The 16,962-nt window shown below is 70.5% G+C and carries 20 protein-coding genes and 2 tRNA genes; 9 read left to right on the forward strand and 13 right to left on the reverse strand.

What is annotated here, in order from left to right; genetic code table 11:
- A complete protein-coding gene (locus BGO91_RS00950; protein WP_290471008.1) occupies positions 1–267 on the forward strand; it encodes a hypothetical protein in 267 nt (88 codons plus the stop codon).
- A 31-nt stretch (positions 268–298) separates the two neighbouring features.
- Here the strand turns inward: BGO91_RS00950 and BGO91_RS00955 are convergent, their stop codons facing one another.
- The 4 genes from BGO91_RS00955 to BGO91_RS00970 form a co-directional block, all read right to left on the reverse strand.
- Positions 299–580 (reverse strand): metallopeptidase family protein, encoded by a 282-nt coding sequence (locus tag BGO91_RS00955; RefSeq protein ID WP_290471147.1) that lies wholly within the window; start codon positions 578–580, stop codon positions 299–301.
- 74 nt (positions 581–654) lie between these two features.
- Complete coding sequence (locus BGO91_RS00960) at positions 655–1,719, reverse strand: hypothetical protein (RefSeq protein ID WP_290471009.1); 1,065 nt, start codon at positions 1,717–1,719, stop codon at positions 655–657.
- A gap of 46 nt (positions 1,720–1,765) precedes the next feature.
- Positions 1,766–2,545: a hypothetical protein gene (locus BGO91_RS00965; RefSeq protein ID WP_290471010.1), complete on the reverse strand. Its 780-nt coding sequence runs from the start codon at positions 2,543–2,545 to the stop codon at positions 1,766–1,768.
- Positions 2,546–2,862: 317 nt separating this feature from the next.
- The gene (locus BGO91_RS00970; protein WP_290471011.1) at positions 2,863–4,113 is read right to left on the reverse strand and encodes an MFS transporter; all 1,251 of its coding nucleotides are present in this window, start codon (positions 4,111–4,113) and stop codon (positions 2,863–2,865) included.
- A 77-nt stretch (positions 4,114–4,190) separates the two neighbouring features.
- On the opposite strand from BGO91_RS00970, the gene BGO91_RS00975 reads away from it, so the two are divergent.
- Positions 4,191–4,733, forward strand: coding sequence for a winged helix-turn-helix domain-containing protein (locus tag BGO91_RS00975; protein ID WP_290471012.1), 543 nt, complete (start codon positions 4,191–4,193; stop codon positions 4,731–4,733).
- A gap of 141 nt (positions 4,734–4,874) precedes the next feature.
- On the opposite strand, the gene BGO91_RS00980 is transcribed toward BGO91_RS00975, so the two are convergent.
- The 3 genes from BGO91_RS00980 to BGO91_RS00990 form a co-directional block, all read right to left on the reverse strand.
- Positions 4,875–4,950: transfer RNA gene (locus BGO91_RS00980), tRNA-His, on the reverse strand.
- A 49-nt stretch (positions 4,951–4,999) separates the two neighbouring features.
- On the reverse strand, positions 5,000–5,623 hold the full coding sequence (gene orn, locus BGO91_RS00985) for an oligoribonuclease (protein WP_290471013.1): 624 nt from the start codon (positions 5,621–5,623) through the stop codon (positions 5,000–5,002).
- A gap of 10 nt (positions 5,624–5,633) precedes the next feature.
- Positions 5,634–6,446, reverse strand: coding sequence for an SGNH/GDSL hydrolase family protein (locus BGO91_RS00990; protein WP_290471014.1), 813 nt, complete (start codon positions 6,444–6,446; stop codon positions 5,634–5,636).
- A gap of 95 nt (positions 6,447–6,541) precedes the next feature.
- Between BGO91_RS00990 and BGO91_RS00995 the strand changes: the two genes are divergently transcribed.
- Complete coding sequence (locus BGO91_RS00995) at positions 6,542–6,844, forward strand: thioredoxin family protein (protein ID WP_290471015.1); 303 nt, start codon at positions 6,542–6,544, stop codon at positions 6,842–6,844.
- A gap of 244 nt (positions 6,845–7,088) precedes the next feature.
- Here the strand turns inward: BGO91_RS00995 and BGO91_RS01000 are convergent.
- Positions 7,089–7,164: transfer RNA gene (locus BGO91_RS01000), tRNA-Arg, on the reverse strand.
- A 144-nt stretch (positions 7,165–7,308) separates the two neighbouring features.
- Positions 7,309–8,613 carry an MFS transporter gene (locus BGO91_RS01005; protein ID WP_290471148.1) on the reverse strand — a complete coding sequence of 435 codons (1,305 nt, stop codon included), beginning with the start codon at positions 8,611–8,613 and terminating at the stop codon, positions 7,309–7,311.
- 167 nt (positions 8,614–8,780) lie between these two features.
- On the opposite strand from BGO91_RS01005, the gene BGO91_RS01010 reads away from it, so the two are divergent.
- A complete protein-coding gene (locus BGO91_RS01010; RefSeq protein WP_290471149.1) occupies positions 8,781–9,635 on the forward strand; it encodes a LysR substrate-binding domain-containing protein in 855 nt (284 codons plus the stop codon).
- A gap of 3 nt (positions 9,636–9,638) precedes the next feature.
- Here BGO91_RS01010 and BGO91_RS01015 read toward each other — a convergent pair whose 3' ends face one another.
- Positions 9,639–10,856: a cation:proton antiporter gene (locus BGO91_RS01015; RefSeq protein ID WP_290471016.1), complete on the reverse strand. Its 1,218-nt coding sequence runs from the start codon at positions 10,854–10,856 to the stop codon at positions 9,639–9,641.
- Between the two features lie 80 nt (positions 10,857–10,936).
- Here BGO91_RS01015 and nadE point away from each other — a divergent pair, with 80 nt between their 5' ends.
- The gene (gene nadE, locus BGO91_RS01020) at positions 10,937–11,779 is read left to right on the forward strand and encodes an ammonia-dependent NAD(+) synthetase (RefSeq protein WP_290471017.1); all 843 of its coding nucleotides are present in this window, start codon (positions 10,937–10,939) and stop codon (positions 11,777–11,779) included.
- A 93-nt stretch (positions 11,780–11,872) separates the two neighbouring features.
- Here nadE and BGO91_RS01025 read toward each other — a convergent pair whose 3' ends face one another.
- Complete coding sequence (locus BGO91_RS01025) at positions 11,873–12,562, reverse strand: hypothetical protein (RefSeq protein WP_290471018.1); 690 nt, start codon at positions 12,560–12,562, stop codon at positions 11,873–11,875.
- A gap of 191 nt (positions 12,563–12,753) precedes the next feature.
- Here BGO91_RS01025 and BGO91_RS01030 point away from each other — a divergent pair, with 191 nt between their 5' ends.
- The 4 genes from BGO91_RS01030 to BGO91_RS01045 all read left to right on the forward strand — a co-directional run bounded on the left by BGO91_RS01030 (position 12,754) and on the right by BGO91_RS01045 (position 15,948).
- The gene (locus tag BGO91_RS01030) at positions 12,754–13,107 is read left to right on the forward strand and encodes a single-stranded DNA-binding protein (protein ID WP_290471019.1); all 354 of its coding nucleotides are present in this window, start codon (positions 12,754–12,756) and stop codon (positions 13,105–13,107) included.
- Positions 13,108–13,117: 10 nt separating this feature from the next.
- Entirely contained in the window at positions 13,118–13,648 is a 531-nt protein-coding gene (locus BGO91_RS01035; protein ID WP_290471020.1) for a hypothetical protein, read from the forward strand.
- 121 nt (positions 13,649–13,769) lie between these two features.
- Entirely contained in the window at positions 13,770–15,452 is a 1,683-nt protein-coding gene (ettA, locus tag BGO91_RS01040) for an energy-dependent translational throttle protein EttA (RefSeq protein WP_290471021.1), read from the forward strand.
- 19 nt (positions 15,453–15,471) lie between these two features.
- Positions 15,472–15,948 (forward strand): thioesterase family protein, encoded by a 477-nt coding sequence (locus tag BGO91_RS01045; RefSeq protein ID WP_290471022.1) that lies wholly within the window; start codon positions 15,472–15,474, stop codon positions 15,946–15,948.
- Between the two features lies 1 nt (position 15,949).
- Here BGO91_RS01045 and BGO91_RS01050 read toward each other — a convergent pair whose 3' ends face one another.
- Both BGO91_RS01050 and BGO91_RS01055 read right to left on the reverse strand, forming a co-directional pair.
- Complete coding sequence (locus BGO91_RS01050) at positions 15,950–16,468, reverse strand: DUF2231 domain-containing protein (protein ID WP_290471023.1); 519 nt, start codon at positions 16,466–16,468, stop codon at positions 15,950–15,952.
- 6 nt (positions 16,469–16,474) lie between these two features.
- On the reverse strand, positions 16,475–16,924 hold the full coding sequence (locus tag BGO91_RS01055; protein WP_290471024.1) for a Rieske (2Fe-2S) protein: 450 nt from the start codon (positions 16,922–16,924) through the stop codon (positions 16,475–16,477).
- Positions 16,925–16,962 lie beyond the last annotated feature (38 nt).

The following is a 16,962-nucleotide window of genomic DNA, read 5'->3' on the forward strand; positions in this document are numbered from 1 at the left end:
ATGAGTGATGCACAGGCCCACGACCCCGAGTACATCGTCGAGTACGCCGACGGCCCGCTGGTCGGCACCATCGAGCGCCGCTACCTCGTCGACGGCAAGGTGGACGAGCGGATCGGAGCGGTCGCGGCCGTCGAGGGCCTCGAGTCCCTGTTCTGGTACGTGGCCGGCGACGAGCGCGAGGTCAACGGCGAGAAGCACGTGAGCTACCACTTCGACGCGCCTGACAGCGACCCGGTCGAGGCCGACAAGGACGAAGAGTCCCTCTGAGCCGATCCCGCACGCCGGGCTCGTCGCGCCGTCAGGCCCAGCCGAGCTCGTGCAGGCGCTCGTCGTCGATGCCGTAGTAGTGCGCGATCTCGTGCACGAGCGTGATGTGGATCTCGTCCCGCAGCTCGTCGATCGTCTCGCAGATCGCGAGCAGCGGCTCCCGGTACAGGATGACGCGGTCGGGCATCTCGCCGAACCCGTACGAGTCCCGCTCCGTGAGCGCGACGCCGTCGTAGAGGCCGAGGAGGTCGAGAGAGCCGTCCTCCGGCCGGTCCTCCACGACGAAGACGACGTTCTCGAGGCCGTCGATCATCTCGTCGGGCAGCTCGTCCAGTTCTTCGGTGACGAGCGCCTCGAACGCGTCCTCGTCGAGCAGCAGGGGCACCGTCACCACGCGCCCGCGACGGCGGCGTGCAGGTCGAGCAGACCGGCGGTGCGCTCGCTCGGGCCGCGACCGAAGCCGCATTCGGTCGCGACGCCGAATCGGGGCTGAGCCGTCGACGCGGCGGCGATCCTGCGCTCTGCGCCCTCGGTGCCGTCCTCGTGGTGGAGCAGCCCGAGATAGAGCTCCGTCTCGGCCGGGATCTCGACCTCCGCGAGCGGGGCGAAGTACGCCGCGTCGTCGCGCTCGATCGGCACGGGCAGGTGGATGAACGCCACCGGCCGTCCCGCGCCGTCGAGGATGCCGCTGGTCACGGCCGCGAGCCAGCCGGCGTCGGCCGGCTGGACGAAGTGGGCCTCCTCCACGTCGCCGTAGCAGAGGTGGTAGCCCACCTCCACGTCGGCGGGAACCGCCTGCGCCTGCCGGACGGCGCGCGAGACGACGCCGCCGAGGACGTCGTCGAACCACGGCTCGATGCGTCCCTCCAGCAGACCGAACTCGACGGCGGTGTCCCACTGGATGGCGAGGCGCTCGTGCGGGATAGCGTCGACGATGCGGGCGAGTTCGCCCAGCAGGGCGCGCTCGTAGGCGGGCTCGAAGGCGGCGCGGTCCTGAGGCACGACGAACGCGCCCGCGATCGCCGCGGGAGTGGGCAGCGAGACCTGGAAGCGCGTCCCCGGAGAGAACACGCCCTCGTCGGCGAGTCGCGCGAAGGTGGCGTACGACTCGAGAGCGGCGTCCGCGTAGCCCAGGTCGGGGAAGACGAGGTCGTCGGCGGAGACGCCGTCGTCGAGCTGGAACGGCCGGGCGTCGAACTGCTCGCGCAGATAGAACGGCTCGACGGCGATGCGGGAGATCCCGGACATCGTGTCGAAGCGGCGCGTCTGGAACTGGATCCAGTAGAACCGCTCGCCGACCTCGCCGTCCGGGATGCGGTGCATCCGGTCGCCGAGTCGCTCGCCGACCGCCCGCAGGACGCTCTCGGCATCGGGCAGGTTGACGCTGCCGACGAGGTGGGCGCCGCGGACCTCCGCGGTGCTGGGGCTGGGGGAGGCGGGAACGGTGCTCACCCGCGCGAGTCTACCGGCGTCGCGCGGGTGAGCCGGAGTCGTCCGCTCAGTACCAGTTGACGGACTGCGAGTGCCCCCACGCCGAGCACGGGGTGCCGTACGAGCGCGAGATGTAGTCGAGGCCCCACTTCACCTGCGTGGTGGCGTTGGTGGCCCAGTCCGTGCCGAACGAGGCCATCTTGCTGCCGGGCAGCGCCTGCGGGATGCCCGTCGCGCCGCTCCCGCCGTTGGAGGCCTGGTAGTTCCAGCTCGACTCCTTCTGCCAGAGGCTGCTCAGGCACTGGAACTGGTCGTCGCCCCAGCCGTATTGCGAGGCGGCGATGGAACGCGCCGCGGCCTTCGCTCCGTCGGGGGTGTTGGCGGCGGCGGCAGCGGCAGCGGCGGCTGCGGCGGCCTCGGCGGCGACGCGGTCGGCCTCGGCTCCGGCCGCGGCCAGCGCCGTCGTGGCGGCCGTGGTGCTGTCGATGGTCGTGCGGAGCTTGCTGTCGTCGAGCTTCGCGTACGAGTCGAGCCCGGCGATCGCGGTCTTCGCCGCGGACGCGTCGGTCTTCGTCTCGTTCGCCGCGACGGTGGCCTGGGCGGTGGCGAGGGTCTGCTTCGCCTCCGCCTCGAGGCGGTCGCGCACGATCTTGTCGTAGATGGAGAGCTGCTCGCGGTGCAGTCCGGTCGAGTCGGAGAGTTCGCGGGTCGAGCGCTCGCTCTGCTGCTGAGCGCTCAGGGCCGGCCCGATGAGGCTGGCGGACATGAGGACGGCGGCGGCGCCGGTGACGATGCGGCCGAAGGGGACGTCGGTCTTCTGGATGGCGTTGCGAAGGGTGCTGAGCATTCGGTTCCTGGGTCGGGCTTCCCCGCCTGACGGGCCCGCCGGAGGCTCCGACGGGCCCGTCCGTGCCGCGCGGGGGCGCGGACGGGCGGGCTGGAACCCGCGTCAGCACGCACGGAAGCGTCCGTTGGACCCGTGGTCCGGAAGGGCGCGGCGCGTGGCGCGGGGTGCGACGCGCAGTGCGGCGTCCTGGGTCGGGGGTCGAGCTGGGGGAGGACGCACGCGGCGCGGCACGGACGGCATTCGCTGTCGTCAGCCGACAACGCTAGGCGCTCACTCTGGACGGTTCGGGTGTGCTCCCTGGCAAAGTCGTGTACGTGTCACCTTTCGGCGGCGTGCGCCTCGGGTTCCGTCACGGCGCTCTCCGCCTCGGCCATGCGCTTGTCGGTGACCCAGATCATCCCTGTGAGGAGGCACAGGACGATCACGCCGGCGCCGACGAAGACCGCCTGCAGCCCGAAGACCTGGGCGACGATCCCGCCGACCGCCGCGCCCAGGGGGATGGTGCCCCAGGCGAGCAGCCGGTACGCACTGTTGAGCCGGCCGAGGAGCCGGTGCGGCGTCACCCGCTGCCGGAGGGACACGGTGATCACGTTCCAGATCGCGACGGTCACCCCGCCGACGAAGAAGGCGGCGCCGATGACCCACGGACTGGTCGTGAATGCGGGCGTCGCCACGGTCAGCACCGAGCCCGCGATGCTGACGGTGAGCGCGCGGGAGCGGCCCAGCAGCCGTTCGGCGCCCTCGGCGAGGAAGGTGCCGAGCACGCTACCCAGGGCCGACGCGGTGAGGAGGAGGCCGTAGGCCGGGTCGTCGAGGCCCATCGGCGACGCCGGGCCGACGGCGTAGAGCACGAACACCGTGAACATCGCGTTGCTCGCGAAGTTGAAGCCGCCCACCATGAACGCGAGGACCCGCAGCAGGGTGCTGCTCCAGAGGAAGCGGAGCCCCTCCGCGATGTCGGCGCGGATCGTGGTCGTGCCCGCGTGGTCGGCGCGGAAGCTCCCGCGCAGCAGCAGGAGGAGTCCGATCGCGACGAGCCACAGCGCGACCGGGGCGCCGAACGCCAGCCCGACGCCCGCCGCGACGAGGAATCCGCCGAGCGGCGGCCCGATGAACTGGTTGGCGGCGAGCTCCGCCGCATACAGTCGCCCGTTCGCCCGGGACAGGGCGTCCCGCCCGACCAGCTGCGGCAGGATCGACTGCGACGACGTGTCGTAGACCGTCTCGGCGGTTCCCACGCACACGGCGGCGACGTAGAGCAGCCAGATGGAGCCCGCTCCCGCGACCGCGGCGATCGTGAGCGCGGCGAGCAGGGCGGCGCGGGCGACGTTCGCCCCGATCATCAGGCGCCGCCGGTCCAGGCGATCGGCGAGCGCCCCGGCGGTGAGGGCGAAGAGCAGCCAGGGGAGCGAGAACGCGAAGGCGAGCCCGGCGATCAGGAGCGGCGAGTCGGTGTAGCGGACGGCGACCAGCGGGAGGGCGACCTTCATCACGCCGTCGGCCAGGTTGGAGAAGCCGGCCGAACTCCACAGCGTCCAGAACGGCGCGCCGAGTCGTTTCGAGGTCACGCAGAGCAGCATCGCACACTGATTGAGAGAACTCAATCGATGTGAGAGAACTCGATTCGAGGGGTAGGGTGAGCGGCATGGAACGTGATCCGAGCATCGATCCGGAGGCGAAGCGCCGCCCGGCGACCGTCAAAGAGATCAAGGCGATGTCGCATCCGCTCCGGCTGCGCATCATCCGGCTCTGCGGCGAGCGGGAGCTCACCAACAAGCAGCTCGCCGACCGCCTGGGGGTCGACCCCGGCACCGCGCTCTACCATGTGCGACAGCTGGTGGATGCGGGGTTCCTGGAACCGGCCGCGGCGCGCACGGGGGAGAGCGGTGCGCTGGAGAAGCCGTACCGGTCGACCGGCCGCAGCTGGTGGTTGTCGGTCGCGGTGGACGACCTCGATCCGAGTGAGGAGCTGGCGCCCGTGGATGCGTTCCAGCAGGAGCTGGCCGAGGCCGGCCTTGACTCGATCGCGACCTCTGCGCGCTTCGCTCTGCACCTGTCCGAGGACGACCTCGCCGAACTCGACCGCCGCCTCGTCGCCGTCATCGACGCCTTCGTGGAGACGGACGCGGAACGCGCCCACCTCCCGCTCCACGGCGGCATCTTCCTGATCCACCGCAGCCCGGAGTGAGCGCGGCGCCGTGCGACTGCGCCCTCCTGGTGCGTCTGCGCCCTGTCGGGTACGCGCAAACGTACCGCGACGCCGCACACGCTCAGCGAGGGTAGGCGGCGTATGCGAAAAGCCCCGGTCGACGTGACCGGGGCTTTTCGTTGGGGTGAGTAACGGGGCTTGAACCCGCGACCTCCTGGACCACAACCAGGCGCTCTACCAGCTGAGCTATACCCACCATGTCCTGCGACCGTTTCAGGTGATCCGGCCGAGGCAACTCATCGATTCTAGTACATCCGCGGGGCCCATTTTTCCACCACGGCCGCGGCGACCTCCTGAGTGTGCTCCGTGGTGGGTCCCGGCTCGCCCACGAAGGCTGCTGCGCGGTAGTAGTCGAGCTCGCGGATGGACTCGAGGATGTCGGCGAGGGCGCGGTGTCCGCCGTTCTTGCCGGGCGCGTTGAAGTACACGCGGGGGAACCAGCGGCGCGAGAGCTCCTTGATCGAGGAGACGTCGACGTTGCGGTAGTGGAGGTGGTTGTCGAGGCGCGGCATGTACTTGGCGAGGAACATGCGGTCGGTGCCGATTGTGTTGCCGGCGAGCGGTGCGGTGCGGGCGTTCGGGACGAACTTGAGCACGTACTCCAGCACTTCGTATTCGGCTTCGGCCAGTCCCATGCCGTTCGGGATCTCGTCGATGAGCCCGGAGGTGGTGTGCATGTCGCGGACGAAGTCGTTCATGTTCTCGAACGCCGATGCGTCGGGCTTGATGACGATGCTGAGTCCGGGGTCGAGGACGTTCAGCTCGAAGTCGGTGATGACGACGGCGATCTCGACCAGTTCGTCGACCTCGAGGTCGAGTCCGGTCATCTCGCAGTCGATCCAGACCAGTCGATCCGAGGAGTTAGCCATGTCTTCGATCTTAGTGCGGCCCTCCGACGGCCCACGGCACCGGGCGTGGCACGGGATGCTTGGGGTCGAGACCGTCGCCGGCGGAGATGTGCCGCAGGCGGCGGCCTGCCCAGGGGATGGCGTAGACCCGCAGCCAAGTGCGGAAGGGGATCTCATCGGGCGCCGGATGCGCTGCGGCGTCGGCGGTGGACGACTCGTCGAGCGGCGCCGTCTCGGCGTACGGGACGCCGAGGGTGTGCGCGGCGAGGCTGGCGAGGGCGCGGTGGCCACGGGAGCTGAGGTGCACGCGGTCGGACGCCCACATCCCGGCCTCCTGGAACTCCCGGACACCCCAGACGTCGAGCACGGTCGCCTGGTGGTCGCGGGCGATGCTCCAGATGTTGGCGTTGAAGACGGCGGCGCGCCCGCGGAACGGTTTCAAGAAGAACGCGAACTGCGGGTCGAAGAGGTTCGCGAGCAGGACGTTCGACCCGGCCGCGCGCAACGCCCGGACCCCGGTCTCCAGCTCGGCGGCGAGCGCGTCGGGATCCGCTTTCGGGCTCATCAGGTCGTTGCCGCCGATGAGGACCGACACCAGGTCGGGCCGCATCTCGACGGCGTGCGGCACCTGGTCGGTGACGACGTCGGCGATGCGGCGTCCACGCACCGCGAGGTTGGCGAACTCGAGCGTGTGGCCGGCCAGTCGTGCGTCGCCGTCGAGGATGCCCGCGAGCCGGTCGGCCCAGCCCAGCCAGCTCCCGTGCCGGTTCGGGGCGGCGTCGCACAGCCCTTCGGTGATCGAGTCTCCGAGGGCGACGTACCGAGAGAAGCTGGACCGGCTCACGGGGCGATTCTCGGCCCGCCGGATGACGCGCGGGTGACATCGCGCCGTCGATGGGGCGATCGTCGACACGCGTTCGCCAGACGTACACTGACAGCGTGGATTCGTCACCGTCCGTTGCCCGGGACGTCACCGAGGGCATCGCACTCACCCTGTACACCTCGGCCTTCTGCGAGCCGTGCATGCAGACCCGCGCCGTGCTCGCCGAGGCGGCCCGGCTCGTCCCCGCGCTCACCGTCGCCGAGCTCGACGTGACCCGCGCCCTCGACCGCGCGGAACGCGACGGCATCCGCTCGACGCCCACCGTGATCGTCCTCGGTGCGGACGGCGAGGAGATCTTCCGTGCCGAGGGCGTGCCGACGCTGCAGCAGGTGCTGGTGGCGGCGGCGAAGGCGGTCTGAAGCGGCCCACGACGATTGTTCCGGCACAGTGGTGCCTTGGCAGGAATCGAACCTGTGACCAAGAGATGAGTAGCACCGCGAGAGCTGTTCCGGCACAGTGGCGTCCCCGGCAGGAATCGAACCTGCGACCAAGAGATGAGAAGGTCCAGTCGTTAGTGGTTGTCTGCTCGACAAGCTGGTGCCCCCGGCAGGAATCGAACCTGCGACCAAGGGATGAGAAGCACCGCGAGAGCGCGGGACACAGTGGTGCCCCCGGCAGGAATCGAACCTGCGACCAAGAGATTAGAAGGCTCCTGCTCTATCCGCTGAGCTACGGGGGCGCGCCCACAAGGATAGCGCAGCCCGCCTCCCGCTCCCGCCCGCGGTGAGACGTCGCGACACGCCCTCCAGCGGCCTGAACGGTCGCATAAAAGGGCGTGTCGTGACGCCTCAGCCCCCCGAAGCGCGCGCGACCGGCGCGCGGGTCAGAGGGTGGCGCCGCTCTTTCCCGCGCGTGTCACAATGGCGATGACGGGGCGGCGGCCGCGGAGGCCGAAGCGCAGGCGGAGGCTGGCCTGGCGGGCGATGAGCACGCCGATCACGATCGCGGCGAGGGCGGGCACGATGCCGGAGATCATCATGGCGGTGTGCGGGCCGATCGCCTCCACGAGCCAGCCCATGACGGGTCCGCCGATGGCCTGGCCGCCGAGCAGCACGAGGATGTAGAGCGAGATGACGCGGCCGCGGATCTGCATGTTGGACGACATCTGCACCAGCGAGTTCGCGGCGGTGATGAAGAGCAGGTTGCCCACGCCGATGCCGACGAGCAGGATGCCGAACGCGATCTCGCTGGGTGCGAATCCGGCGAGGGCCTGCACGACGCCGAGGGCGGCCGCCGTGCCGACGACCATCGAAAGCCGAACACTGGTGCGGCGCGTGGAGGCGAGCGCCCCCGCGAGTGCACCGGCGGCGACGAGAGCGTTGAAGAGGCCGTAGCCCTGCGCGCCGACGTCGTAGACGTTGTTGGCGTACGCGGCCAGGAAGACCGGCATGTTGAAGGCGAAGACGGCGATGATCGCGACCATGACGACGGTCCAGAAGATGACGGGCTTGCGGCGCACGTACCGCATCCCCTCGAGCAGCTGGCCCTTGGCGCGGGGAGCGGCGGGGGAGCGGTGCAGCTGGTCCCGGCGGAGCGTGCAGAGGGCGCCGACGACGGCGAGGCACGCGCCGGCGTTGATCACGAAGGACCAGCCTCCGCCGACCGCGGTGATGAGGAGGCCGGCGACGGCGGGACCGATCAGGCCGCCGAGCTGGAAGATCGACGAGTTGAGGCTGATCGCGTTGCGGAGGTACTTCGGGCCGACGAGCTCGTTGACGAACACCTGGCGGGCCGGGTTGTCGACCACGGTCACGAGTCCGAGGAGGAACGAGATGAGGTACACGTGCCACACCTGCACGTTGCCGGTCAGGGTGAGGACCGCGAGCGCGACGGCGAGACCCGAGGCGGCCGACTGCGTGATGATGAGCAGGCGCTGCTTGGAGTAGCGGTCGGTCAGCACGCCGCCGTAGAGGCCGAGGACGAGCATCGGCGTGAACTGCATGAAGACGGTGATGCCGACGGCGGCGACGCTCCCGGAGAGCTGGAGGACCAGCCAGTCCATCGCGATGCGCTGCATCCACACGGCGGTGTTGGCGACGAGGTTGCTCGCGGCGAAGATGCGGTAGTTGCGGACGCGGAGCGAGACGAAGGTCTCCCTCCACGGGGGCCGCGTGCTGAGCACGGGCATGGGGCCGGTCGGCGGTGCTGCTGCTGTGGAGGTCGCCACGAGATTCCTTGCGTGTGTATCGAGATGTCTGGTTCCGTATATGTGCTCCTTCGACTGTACGTCGCGGCGGGGTATTGTTTGGTCCAATCGAAGCTATAACTCCTATTGGCTTTCCGAATGGATGGATGATGTTCGATCCCGTGCTGCTCCGCACCTTCCTCGCCGTGGCCGACACACGCAGCTTCACCCGCGCGGCGGGCCGGCTCGGCATCAGCCAGCCGACCGTCAGCCAGCACGTGCGGCGGCTGGAGGAGGCGGCCAAACGGCAGCTGGTCGCCCGCGACACCCGCGAGGTGCGGCTGACCGACAACGGCGACGCGATGGCCGGGTTCGCCCGCACCATCCTCGCGGCGCACGCGGAGGCCGACCGCTACTTCAGCGGGTCCGCGATGCGCGGCCGGTTGCGCTTCGGCGCCGCTGACGACCTGGCGATCACCACGCTGCCGCGGATCCTGCGGCACTTCCGCCAGCAGCATCCCCAGATCAACCTGGAGCTCACCGTCGACCAGTCGGGTCCGCTGCACCGGCGCTTGAAGGCGGGGCACCTCGACCTCATCTTCATCAAGCAGAACCCCGGGACGACGGAGGGCACGGTCGTCGCGACCGACGAGCTCGTGTGGATGGGGCAGGAGAAGACGGTCTTCGACCCCGACCAGCCCTTGCCGCTGATCGCCTACCAGGGGACCAGCCTCAGCCGTCAGATCGCGATCGACGCGCTGGAGGAGGCGGGGCGCACCTGGCGCATCACGTGCAACACCCGCGAGGTCAACGGGGTGCTCGCCGCGGTGCGCGCGGGGATCGGCGTGGCGGTGTTCCCGCGCTCGCTCATCCCGACCGATCTGGTGAAGGTCACGAACCGCTTCTCGCTGCCGGAGCTGGGGCACGTGGACTTCACGCTGCTGTCGAACCCGGCGGCCGCGAGCGAGCCGATCGAGGCGCTGACGACGGCGATCCTCGCGCGGGCGGTCACACGCGTGCCGTAGCGGTCAGCCGACGACCGGGACGTGGTCCGGGTCGGCCGGGCGCGCGCCGCCGTCGGAGGAGCGCTTGCGCAGCACGAGCGCGACCAGCGGGAAGATCAGCACCGAGAGCATCCCCGCGCCGACGAGGGCGGTCGCGGTCCCGGGTTCGAGGTCACCGGCCGAGACGCCGATCCCGGTGACGGCGACGATGATCGGGAGGCCGGTCGCGCTGAAGAGCGTGATGGACGCCCGATCGGCGAGGGTCGACCCGGGCGGCGCGGCGAGGGAGCCGGGCAGCCCGCGGACGATCAGCAGCAGCACGAGGAAGATCGGCAGCAGGAGCAGCGCGTGCGGGTCCGAGACCAGGGCGCGCAGGTCGAACCCGATGCCGGTGGTGATGAAGAACACGGGCACGAGCACGCCGAACGCGACCGCCTCGAGCTTGCCCTCGATCTGGTGGGCGTCCTCCTCGTCGCCTCCGGAGAGGAGGACGCGGCAGATGACGCCGGCCGCGAAGGCGCCGAGGAGCATGTCTAGCCCGAGGGCGAGGCTGAGGCCGACGAGCGCGGCGATCACCAGGACGACGAACCGCACCGCGAACTGCCCGCTGGTGTGCAGCGTCGCGCGCACCAGCCGATGGAAGCCGCGATGCGCGCCGCGGGACGCGAACCAGACGGCGGCCCCGGCGACGACGGCGAACCCGATGAGCACCAAAGCGGCGGCGAGCGGCTTGCGGCCGCTGAGGAACAGCGAGATCGCCAGCAGCGGGCCGAACTCGCCGACCGCGCCCACGGCGGTGACGGCGCGCCCGAACGGCGTGCGTAGCTCGCCCGCATCCCGCAGCACCGGCATCAGCGTTCCCAGCGCCGTCGACGTGAGCGCGATCCCCACATAGACCGCCGTGACGAACGACGGCGACAGGAGGACGGCGATGAGGACGCCGGCCACCAGGGAGATCAGCCAGCCCAGCGACGCGCGCCGCAACGGCCGGCCCGCGATGGCGGGGAAGTCGATCTCATTGCCCGCCATGAAGAAGAGGAAAGCCAGCCCGAAGTTGGAGACCGCGTGCAGCGCGTCGCTCGCGGGCACCCAGCCGAGCACGCTCGGCCCGACCAGGAGTCCCAGCAGGATCTCGAACACGACCAGGGGGATGGCCGCCACCCGGCCGACGAGCCGCGCCAGGATCGGCGCTGCGACGGCGAGCAGCGGGACGATCACGACGGTGGCGATGTCGGGGGACATGGGCCGATGCTATCCGCCCGCTCTCGCGATCTGGAAGGGCCGTTCACACGACCGAAACGCGCCGGGGATATCGTGGGGTCATGCGCGAACTGCAGGCACGGATCATCGCCGAACTGAACGTCAGCCCCACCATCGACGCGGCCGCCGAGGTCGAGAAGCGGGTGGACTTCCTCATCCGCTACCTCACCGTGACCGGCGCCTCCGGCTTCGTCCTCGGGATCAGCGGCGGGCAGGACTCCTCGCTCGCCGGACGGCTCAGCCAGCTGGCCGTCGAGCGCCTCGCCCAACGGGGCGTGGATGCGGAGTTCATCGCCGTGCGCCTGCCGTACGCGGTGCAGCACGACGAGGACGACGCGCAGCTCGCGCTCTCCTTCATCCGGCCGCAGCGGGTCGTGACGTTCAACATCCAGCGCGGCACGGACGGCGTGCAGGACGAGTACGCCGACGCGGTCGGCGACGCGATGACCGATTTCACCAAGGGCAACGTGAAGGCGCGGATGCGCATGGTCGCGCAGTACGCGATCGCGGGTCAGCGCCGCCTGCTCGTGGTCGGCACTGATCACGCGGCGGAGGCCGTGACCGGCTTCTTCACGAAGTACGGCGACGGCGGGACCGACGTGCTGCCGCTGACGGGGCTGACCAAGCGTCAGGGCAAGGCCCTCCTGCAGCAGCTGGACGCACCGGCCCGGCTGTACGAGAAGGCGCCGACGGCGGACCTCCTGGACCACAACCCGGGGCAGACCGACGAGGACAACCTCGGCCTCAGCTACACGATCATCGACGACTTCCTGGAGGGGCGCGACGTCCCGGAGGAGAACGCCGCGGCCATCGAGGCGCGGTACCTCGCGACGGAGCACAAGCGGCGCGTCCCGGCGAGCATGTTCGACTCCTGGTGGCAGGAGCGCGGCGACTACTCCGAGTGAGGTCGCCCGCGGCGACGCCGCGGAACGCGAGAGGGGGCTCCGGCACGAAGCCGGCGCCCCCTCTCGGTCAGGTGGTGACGCGTCGGAGCAGGGTCAGACGGGCTGACCGAGGCGCGAGGTCGGAGCGGTGTCGTTCCCCTCGCCGGTGGTGGGCGGGGTCGTCAGCACGCTGAGCGGGCCGCTGTCCGGGGTGGTCTGGCCGGTGGCGGCCGGGGTCGCGTACTGCTCGTGGTGCTGCTGGGCGACCCACGCATCCTGCTGCTGGATGACGCTGCGGTCGCCGTCGGTGCTCTCGAAGCGCCAGCGCTCCAGGTCGTTCTGGAAGATCTTGCGCGCGCGTCCCGGCTTGTTCTGCCACTCGATGAGGCGGTCGCGGAACTCCGCGATGGCCGGGTCGAGCTGGTAGCCGAAGGTCGCGGAGGCGCGCTTCATCTCCGCGAGCTGGTGGCCGGCCCAGTTGGCCGCGACGCCCGAGCCCTTGATGGGGAGGAGGCGCACCAGGATGTCGGCCTGGCCGACCGCGCGGTCCGAGAGGACCTGCTCGGCGGGGGTGAGGGAGTTCCAGACGGAGGCCTCGGTCGCGGCGTCGACGAGCGCGGCGATCGCGGAGGCCTTCTGCTGCCGGTCGGTGCGCGAGAGGAGTCCCTTGAGGGCTCCGCGGGCGATCCACGCGGCGAGCAGGCCGGACACGATGACGGCGGCCGCGAGGACGGCGCCGTAGAAGATGACCGGCCGCGTGGCCGGTGCGAGGAACCAATCGACGAAGTCATTCCACCAGTGCATGCGCCGATGGTAACCGCGGGCGGGAGCCGCAGGCCGCAGCCGCCGCGCTGTGTCGCGCATCCGCACGCGGCTCTCCCCAAGACGGACCTTTACGGGGGTTCTCCACGAATCCCGGCCGCCGGCGTCGGGAGTGCTGCGTCCGCGGCAGGCTGGGACCGCGTCCGGCACACGCCGGAGCGGAAGGGAACGGGATGGACGGATCGTTCACGGTTCGCGGAGTCGTCGCCACGCGGCCGCGGCACGTGGTGACGGAGGAGGGGCTGGCGGTCACCAGCTTCCGGCTGCTGGCCGGGGCGTCGCGCGACCGCAGCTGGTTCACGGTCAGCGCGCTGCGGCGGCTGGCGGTGAACGCGGCCGGCTCGCTGGAGGAGGGGGATCCGGTCCTCGTCATTGGGCGGCTGGTCATCCGGGAGTGGGGCGGCGAGCATCCCGGGGCCGCGGCGGAGGTGGAGGCCGCGGCGATCGGCCATGACCTCGCGCGCGGCCGATCGGCATTCACGCGTGTGCGGGTGTCTCCCGACGCATCCCCAGCGAAGGGTCGATAACGTGTACCCCATGACGCGACGCCCCGTTCTCCGCAGCCGGCCCACGGACCGGTCGCGCGCAATCCGGGCGGGCGCAGCGACCAGCGTCCTCGCCGCCGCCGTGCTGGCGCTCGCGCTCACGGGCTGCACGCCGGGCGCGAAGCCGACGGCGAGCCCGACGCCGACGCCGACCCCGACGCCGACCCCCACCGCGACCGGCACGCCGGCTCCGGAGCTCGTGCCGGGCGGCACGGCCCAGGAGAACCTGCCGTTCTTCAACAAGGTCAACCAGGCGACCCTCGCCGCCAACCCGGGCGCTCAGGGCCGTGACTTCATCGACGCGCTCGTGGCCGCCGGCTTCACCAAGGCCGACATGCAGGTGACGGTCGACACCACGACCATCGGCCTCAAGGCGAACAGCATCCAGTTCTCCGTCAAGATGGGGGACACCTGCCTGATCGGCCAGAACGGCGCGGACGCGGGCGGGTACAACAGCGAGGTGACGCCGGTGCTCTCCACCGGAGCGTGCCTCATCGGGCAGACGCGCCCGATCGACTGGTAGCAGGCCGGCCGGCGAAGGCCGGAAGACCCCGGCGCGTCGCAGCCGGTATCCTCGTACAGGGCGGCGATCGGGAAGTTCTCCGACGCGCGCCGAGCGGACGACAGGGAGTTAGAGAAGAAACGTGGCCGAATACATTTACTCGATGGTGCGCGCCCGCAAGGCGGTCGGCGACAAGGTCATCCTGGACGACGTCACCATGGCGTTCCTCCCGGGTGCCAAGATCGGTGTGGTCGGCCCGAACGGCGCCGGTAAGTCCACGATCCTCAAGATCATGGCCGGCCTCGACACGCCCTCCAACGGCGACGCGAAGCTGACCCCCGGCTACTCCGTCGGCATCCTGATGCAGGAGCCGCTGCTCGACGAGAGCAAGACCGTGCTCGAGAACGTCCAGGAGGGCGTCGGCGATATCAAGGGCAAGGTCGACCGCTTCAACGAGATCTCCGGGCTCCTCGCCGACCCCGACGCCGACTTCGACACGCTGCTGGCGGAGATGGGCACGCTGCAGGAGCAGATCGACGCTGCGGACGCCTGGGACCTCGACTCCCAGCTGGAGCAGGCGATGGACGCGCTGCGCTGCCCGCCGGGGGACTGGCCGGTCAACACCCTCTCCGGCGGTGAGAAGCGCCGTGTCGCGCTCTGCAAGCTCCTGCTCCAGAAGCCCGACCTCCTGCTCCTCGACGAGCCCACCAACCACCTCGACGCCGAGAGCGTGCTCTGGCTCGAGCAGCACCTGGCCAAGTACCACGGTGCCGTGCTCGCCGTGACCCACGACCGGTACTTCCTCGACCACGTGGCCGAGTGGATCGCCGAGGTCGACCGCGGCCACCTGTACCCGTACGAGGGCAACTACTCGACCTACCTCGAGAAGAAGCGCGAGCGCCTCGAGGTCCAGGGCAAGAAGGACGCCAAGCTCGCCAAGCGCCTCTCGGAGGAGCTCGACTGGGTGCGCAGCAACGCCAAGGGCCGTCAGGCCAAGTCGAAGGCGCGCCTGGCGCGCTACGAGGAGATGGCGGCGGAGGCGGAGCGCACGCGCAAACTCGACTTCGAGGAGATCCAGATCCCGCCGGGCCCGCGCCTGGGCCAGATCGTGATCGACGCGAAGAACCTCCAGAAGGGCTTCGGCGACCGCACGCTCATCGACGGCCTGACCTTCACGCTGCCGCGAAACGGCATCGTCGGCGTCATCGGCCCGAACGGCGTGGGAAAGACCACGCTCTTCAAGACGATCGTCGGCCTCGAGCCGCTCGACGGCGGCGACCTGAAGGTCGGCGAGACCGTCCAGATCTCGTACGTCGACCAGACCCGCGGCGGCATCGACCCGAACAAGAACGTCTGGGAGGTCGTCTCGGACGGTCTCGACTACATCCAGGACGGCAAGACCGAGGTGCCGTCGCGCGCCTACGTCTCGACCTTCGGCTTCAAGGGACCGGACCAGCAGAAGAAGTCCGGCGTGCTCTCCGGTGGTGAGCGCAACCGCCTGAACCTCGCGCTCACCCTCAAGCAGGGCGGCAACCTGCTGCTCCTCGACGAGCCGACCAACGACCTCGACGTCGAGACCCTCTCCAGCCTCGAGAACGCGCTGCTCGAGTTCCCCGGCTGCGCCGTGGTCATCACCCACGACCGGTGGTTCCTCGACCGCATCGCCACGCACATCCTGGCCTACGAGGGCACCGACGAGGACCCGGCCAACTGGTACTGGTTCGAGGGCAACTTCGAGGCGTACGAGGAGAACAAGGTCGAGCGCCTCGGCCCGGACGCCGCGAAGCCGAACCGCTCCGCGTACCGCAAGCTCACGCGCGACTAGTCACCACCGGAGGAGACCCATGCGACTGCACGTACCGATCAAGCTCCGCTGGAGCGACCTGGACGCGTACGGGCACGTCAACAACGCCGAGATGCTGCGCCTGCTCGAAGAGGCGCGCATCGAGGCGTTCTGGGTCACCGACGACGCCGAGGCGGCGGTCGGAGGATCGACCGCCGTCCTCGACGGACGGCCGGGCGCGGACACGCTCACCCTGATCGCGCGCCAGGAGATCGAATACCTCGCGCCCATCCCGTACCTGCGGCCGCCGCTCGACGTGCAGCTGTGGATCGGGCGGCTCGGCGGCGCCAGCCTCGAGGTCTGCTACGAGGTGTGGTCGCCCGAGGGCACGGAGCCGCGCACGCTGTTCACCCGGGCCGCGACCACCATCGTGCTCGTCGACGCCGGCACCCAGCGCCCGCGCCGGATCAACGAGACCGAGCGCGCCGCCTGGACGCCCTACCTCGACGAGCCGGTGCAGTTCACCAAGCGCGGCTGACCTACGGCGTCGAACTCGTCCCCGGGGTCGGCAGCGGCGTGGGGGAGAACGAGTTCTCCCAGATCGCGCGCGACCCGGCCTCGCCGATCAGCACGACGTCCACGATCGTCCCCGCCGCGAGCACCGCGGCGATCACGGCCAGCACCACGACGGCGATCGTGCGCACCGTCGCCGACGGGCGCCGCGCCCGCCCCGGGCGATCGACGAAGAAGAACCACGCCCACTGCAGCGCCGTGAAGACGAAGAGCGCGACGACCCAGGGATAGAGCCCCTGCCCGAGCGCAGCATGCTCCCGGATGAGCGGCGTCGAGGGGACGCGCGCCTGCAACCACTCGCCGGCGTCCGTCACGATCGGCACCAGCACGACGTTCGCGAGGGCGAGCAGCGGCGTGACGATCCCGAGCCGCCGGCGTGCGGCGGGCCAGAGCGGGACGACCAGCGCGCACAGCGCGGTCAGGGGCACCAGGACGACGACGAAGTGCACCAGGAGGACGTGGAGCGGGAGTCCGTTGACCTCCATGATCGGCTAGCTCGTCACCGTGACCGTGTCGCCGCTGACGGTCGCCGTCAGCTTCGGCAGGGGATCGCGCGCGGGGCCGTTCAGCACGTCCCCCGTCGTGCCGTCGAACCGAGACCCGTGGCAGGGGCAGTCGAACTCCTTGCCCTGCGGCGCGACGGTGCAGCCCTGGTGGGTGCACACCGCGCTGAACGCGACCACCTTTCCCGCGGTCGGCTGCGAGACGACGATCGGCGCGGAGCCGATCGACGCCGAGACCGCCCCGCCGACGGGGATGGACGAGAGCGCGACCGTGGTCTTCCCGCCGCCTCCCGAGCTCCCCGAGCCGGAACCGCCCGAACCGGCCCCTCCCGCACCGTCGGAGGTGCAGGCGGCGAGCAGCAGCGCGCCCGCCCCGGCGGCCGTGACGCCGCCGATGTGGACGAGGGTACGGCGGGTGAGGGGTGTGGCGTCGTTCATGCGTGGTCCTCTCGGTGGCGTAGCGTCTTCTTCACCAT

The organism is Leifsonia sp. 71-9 (genome assembly GCF_001898805.1).
Lineage (GTDB): Bacteria > Actinomycetota > Actinomycetes > Actinomycetales > Microbacteriaceae > Leifsonia.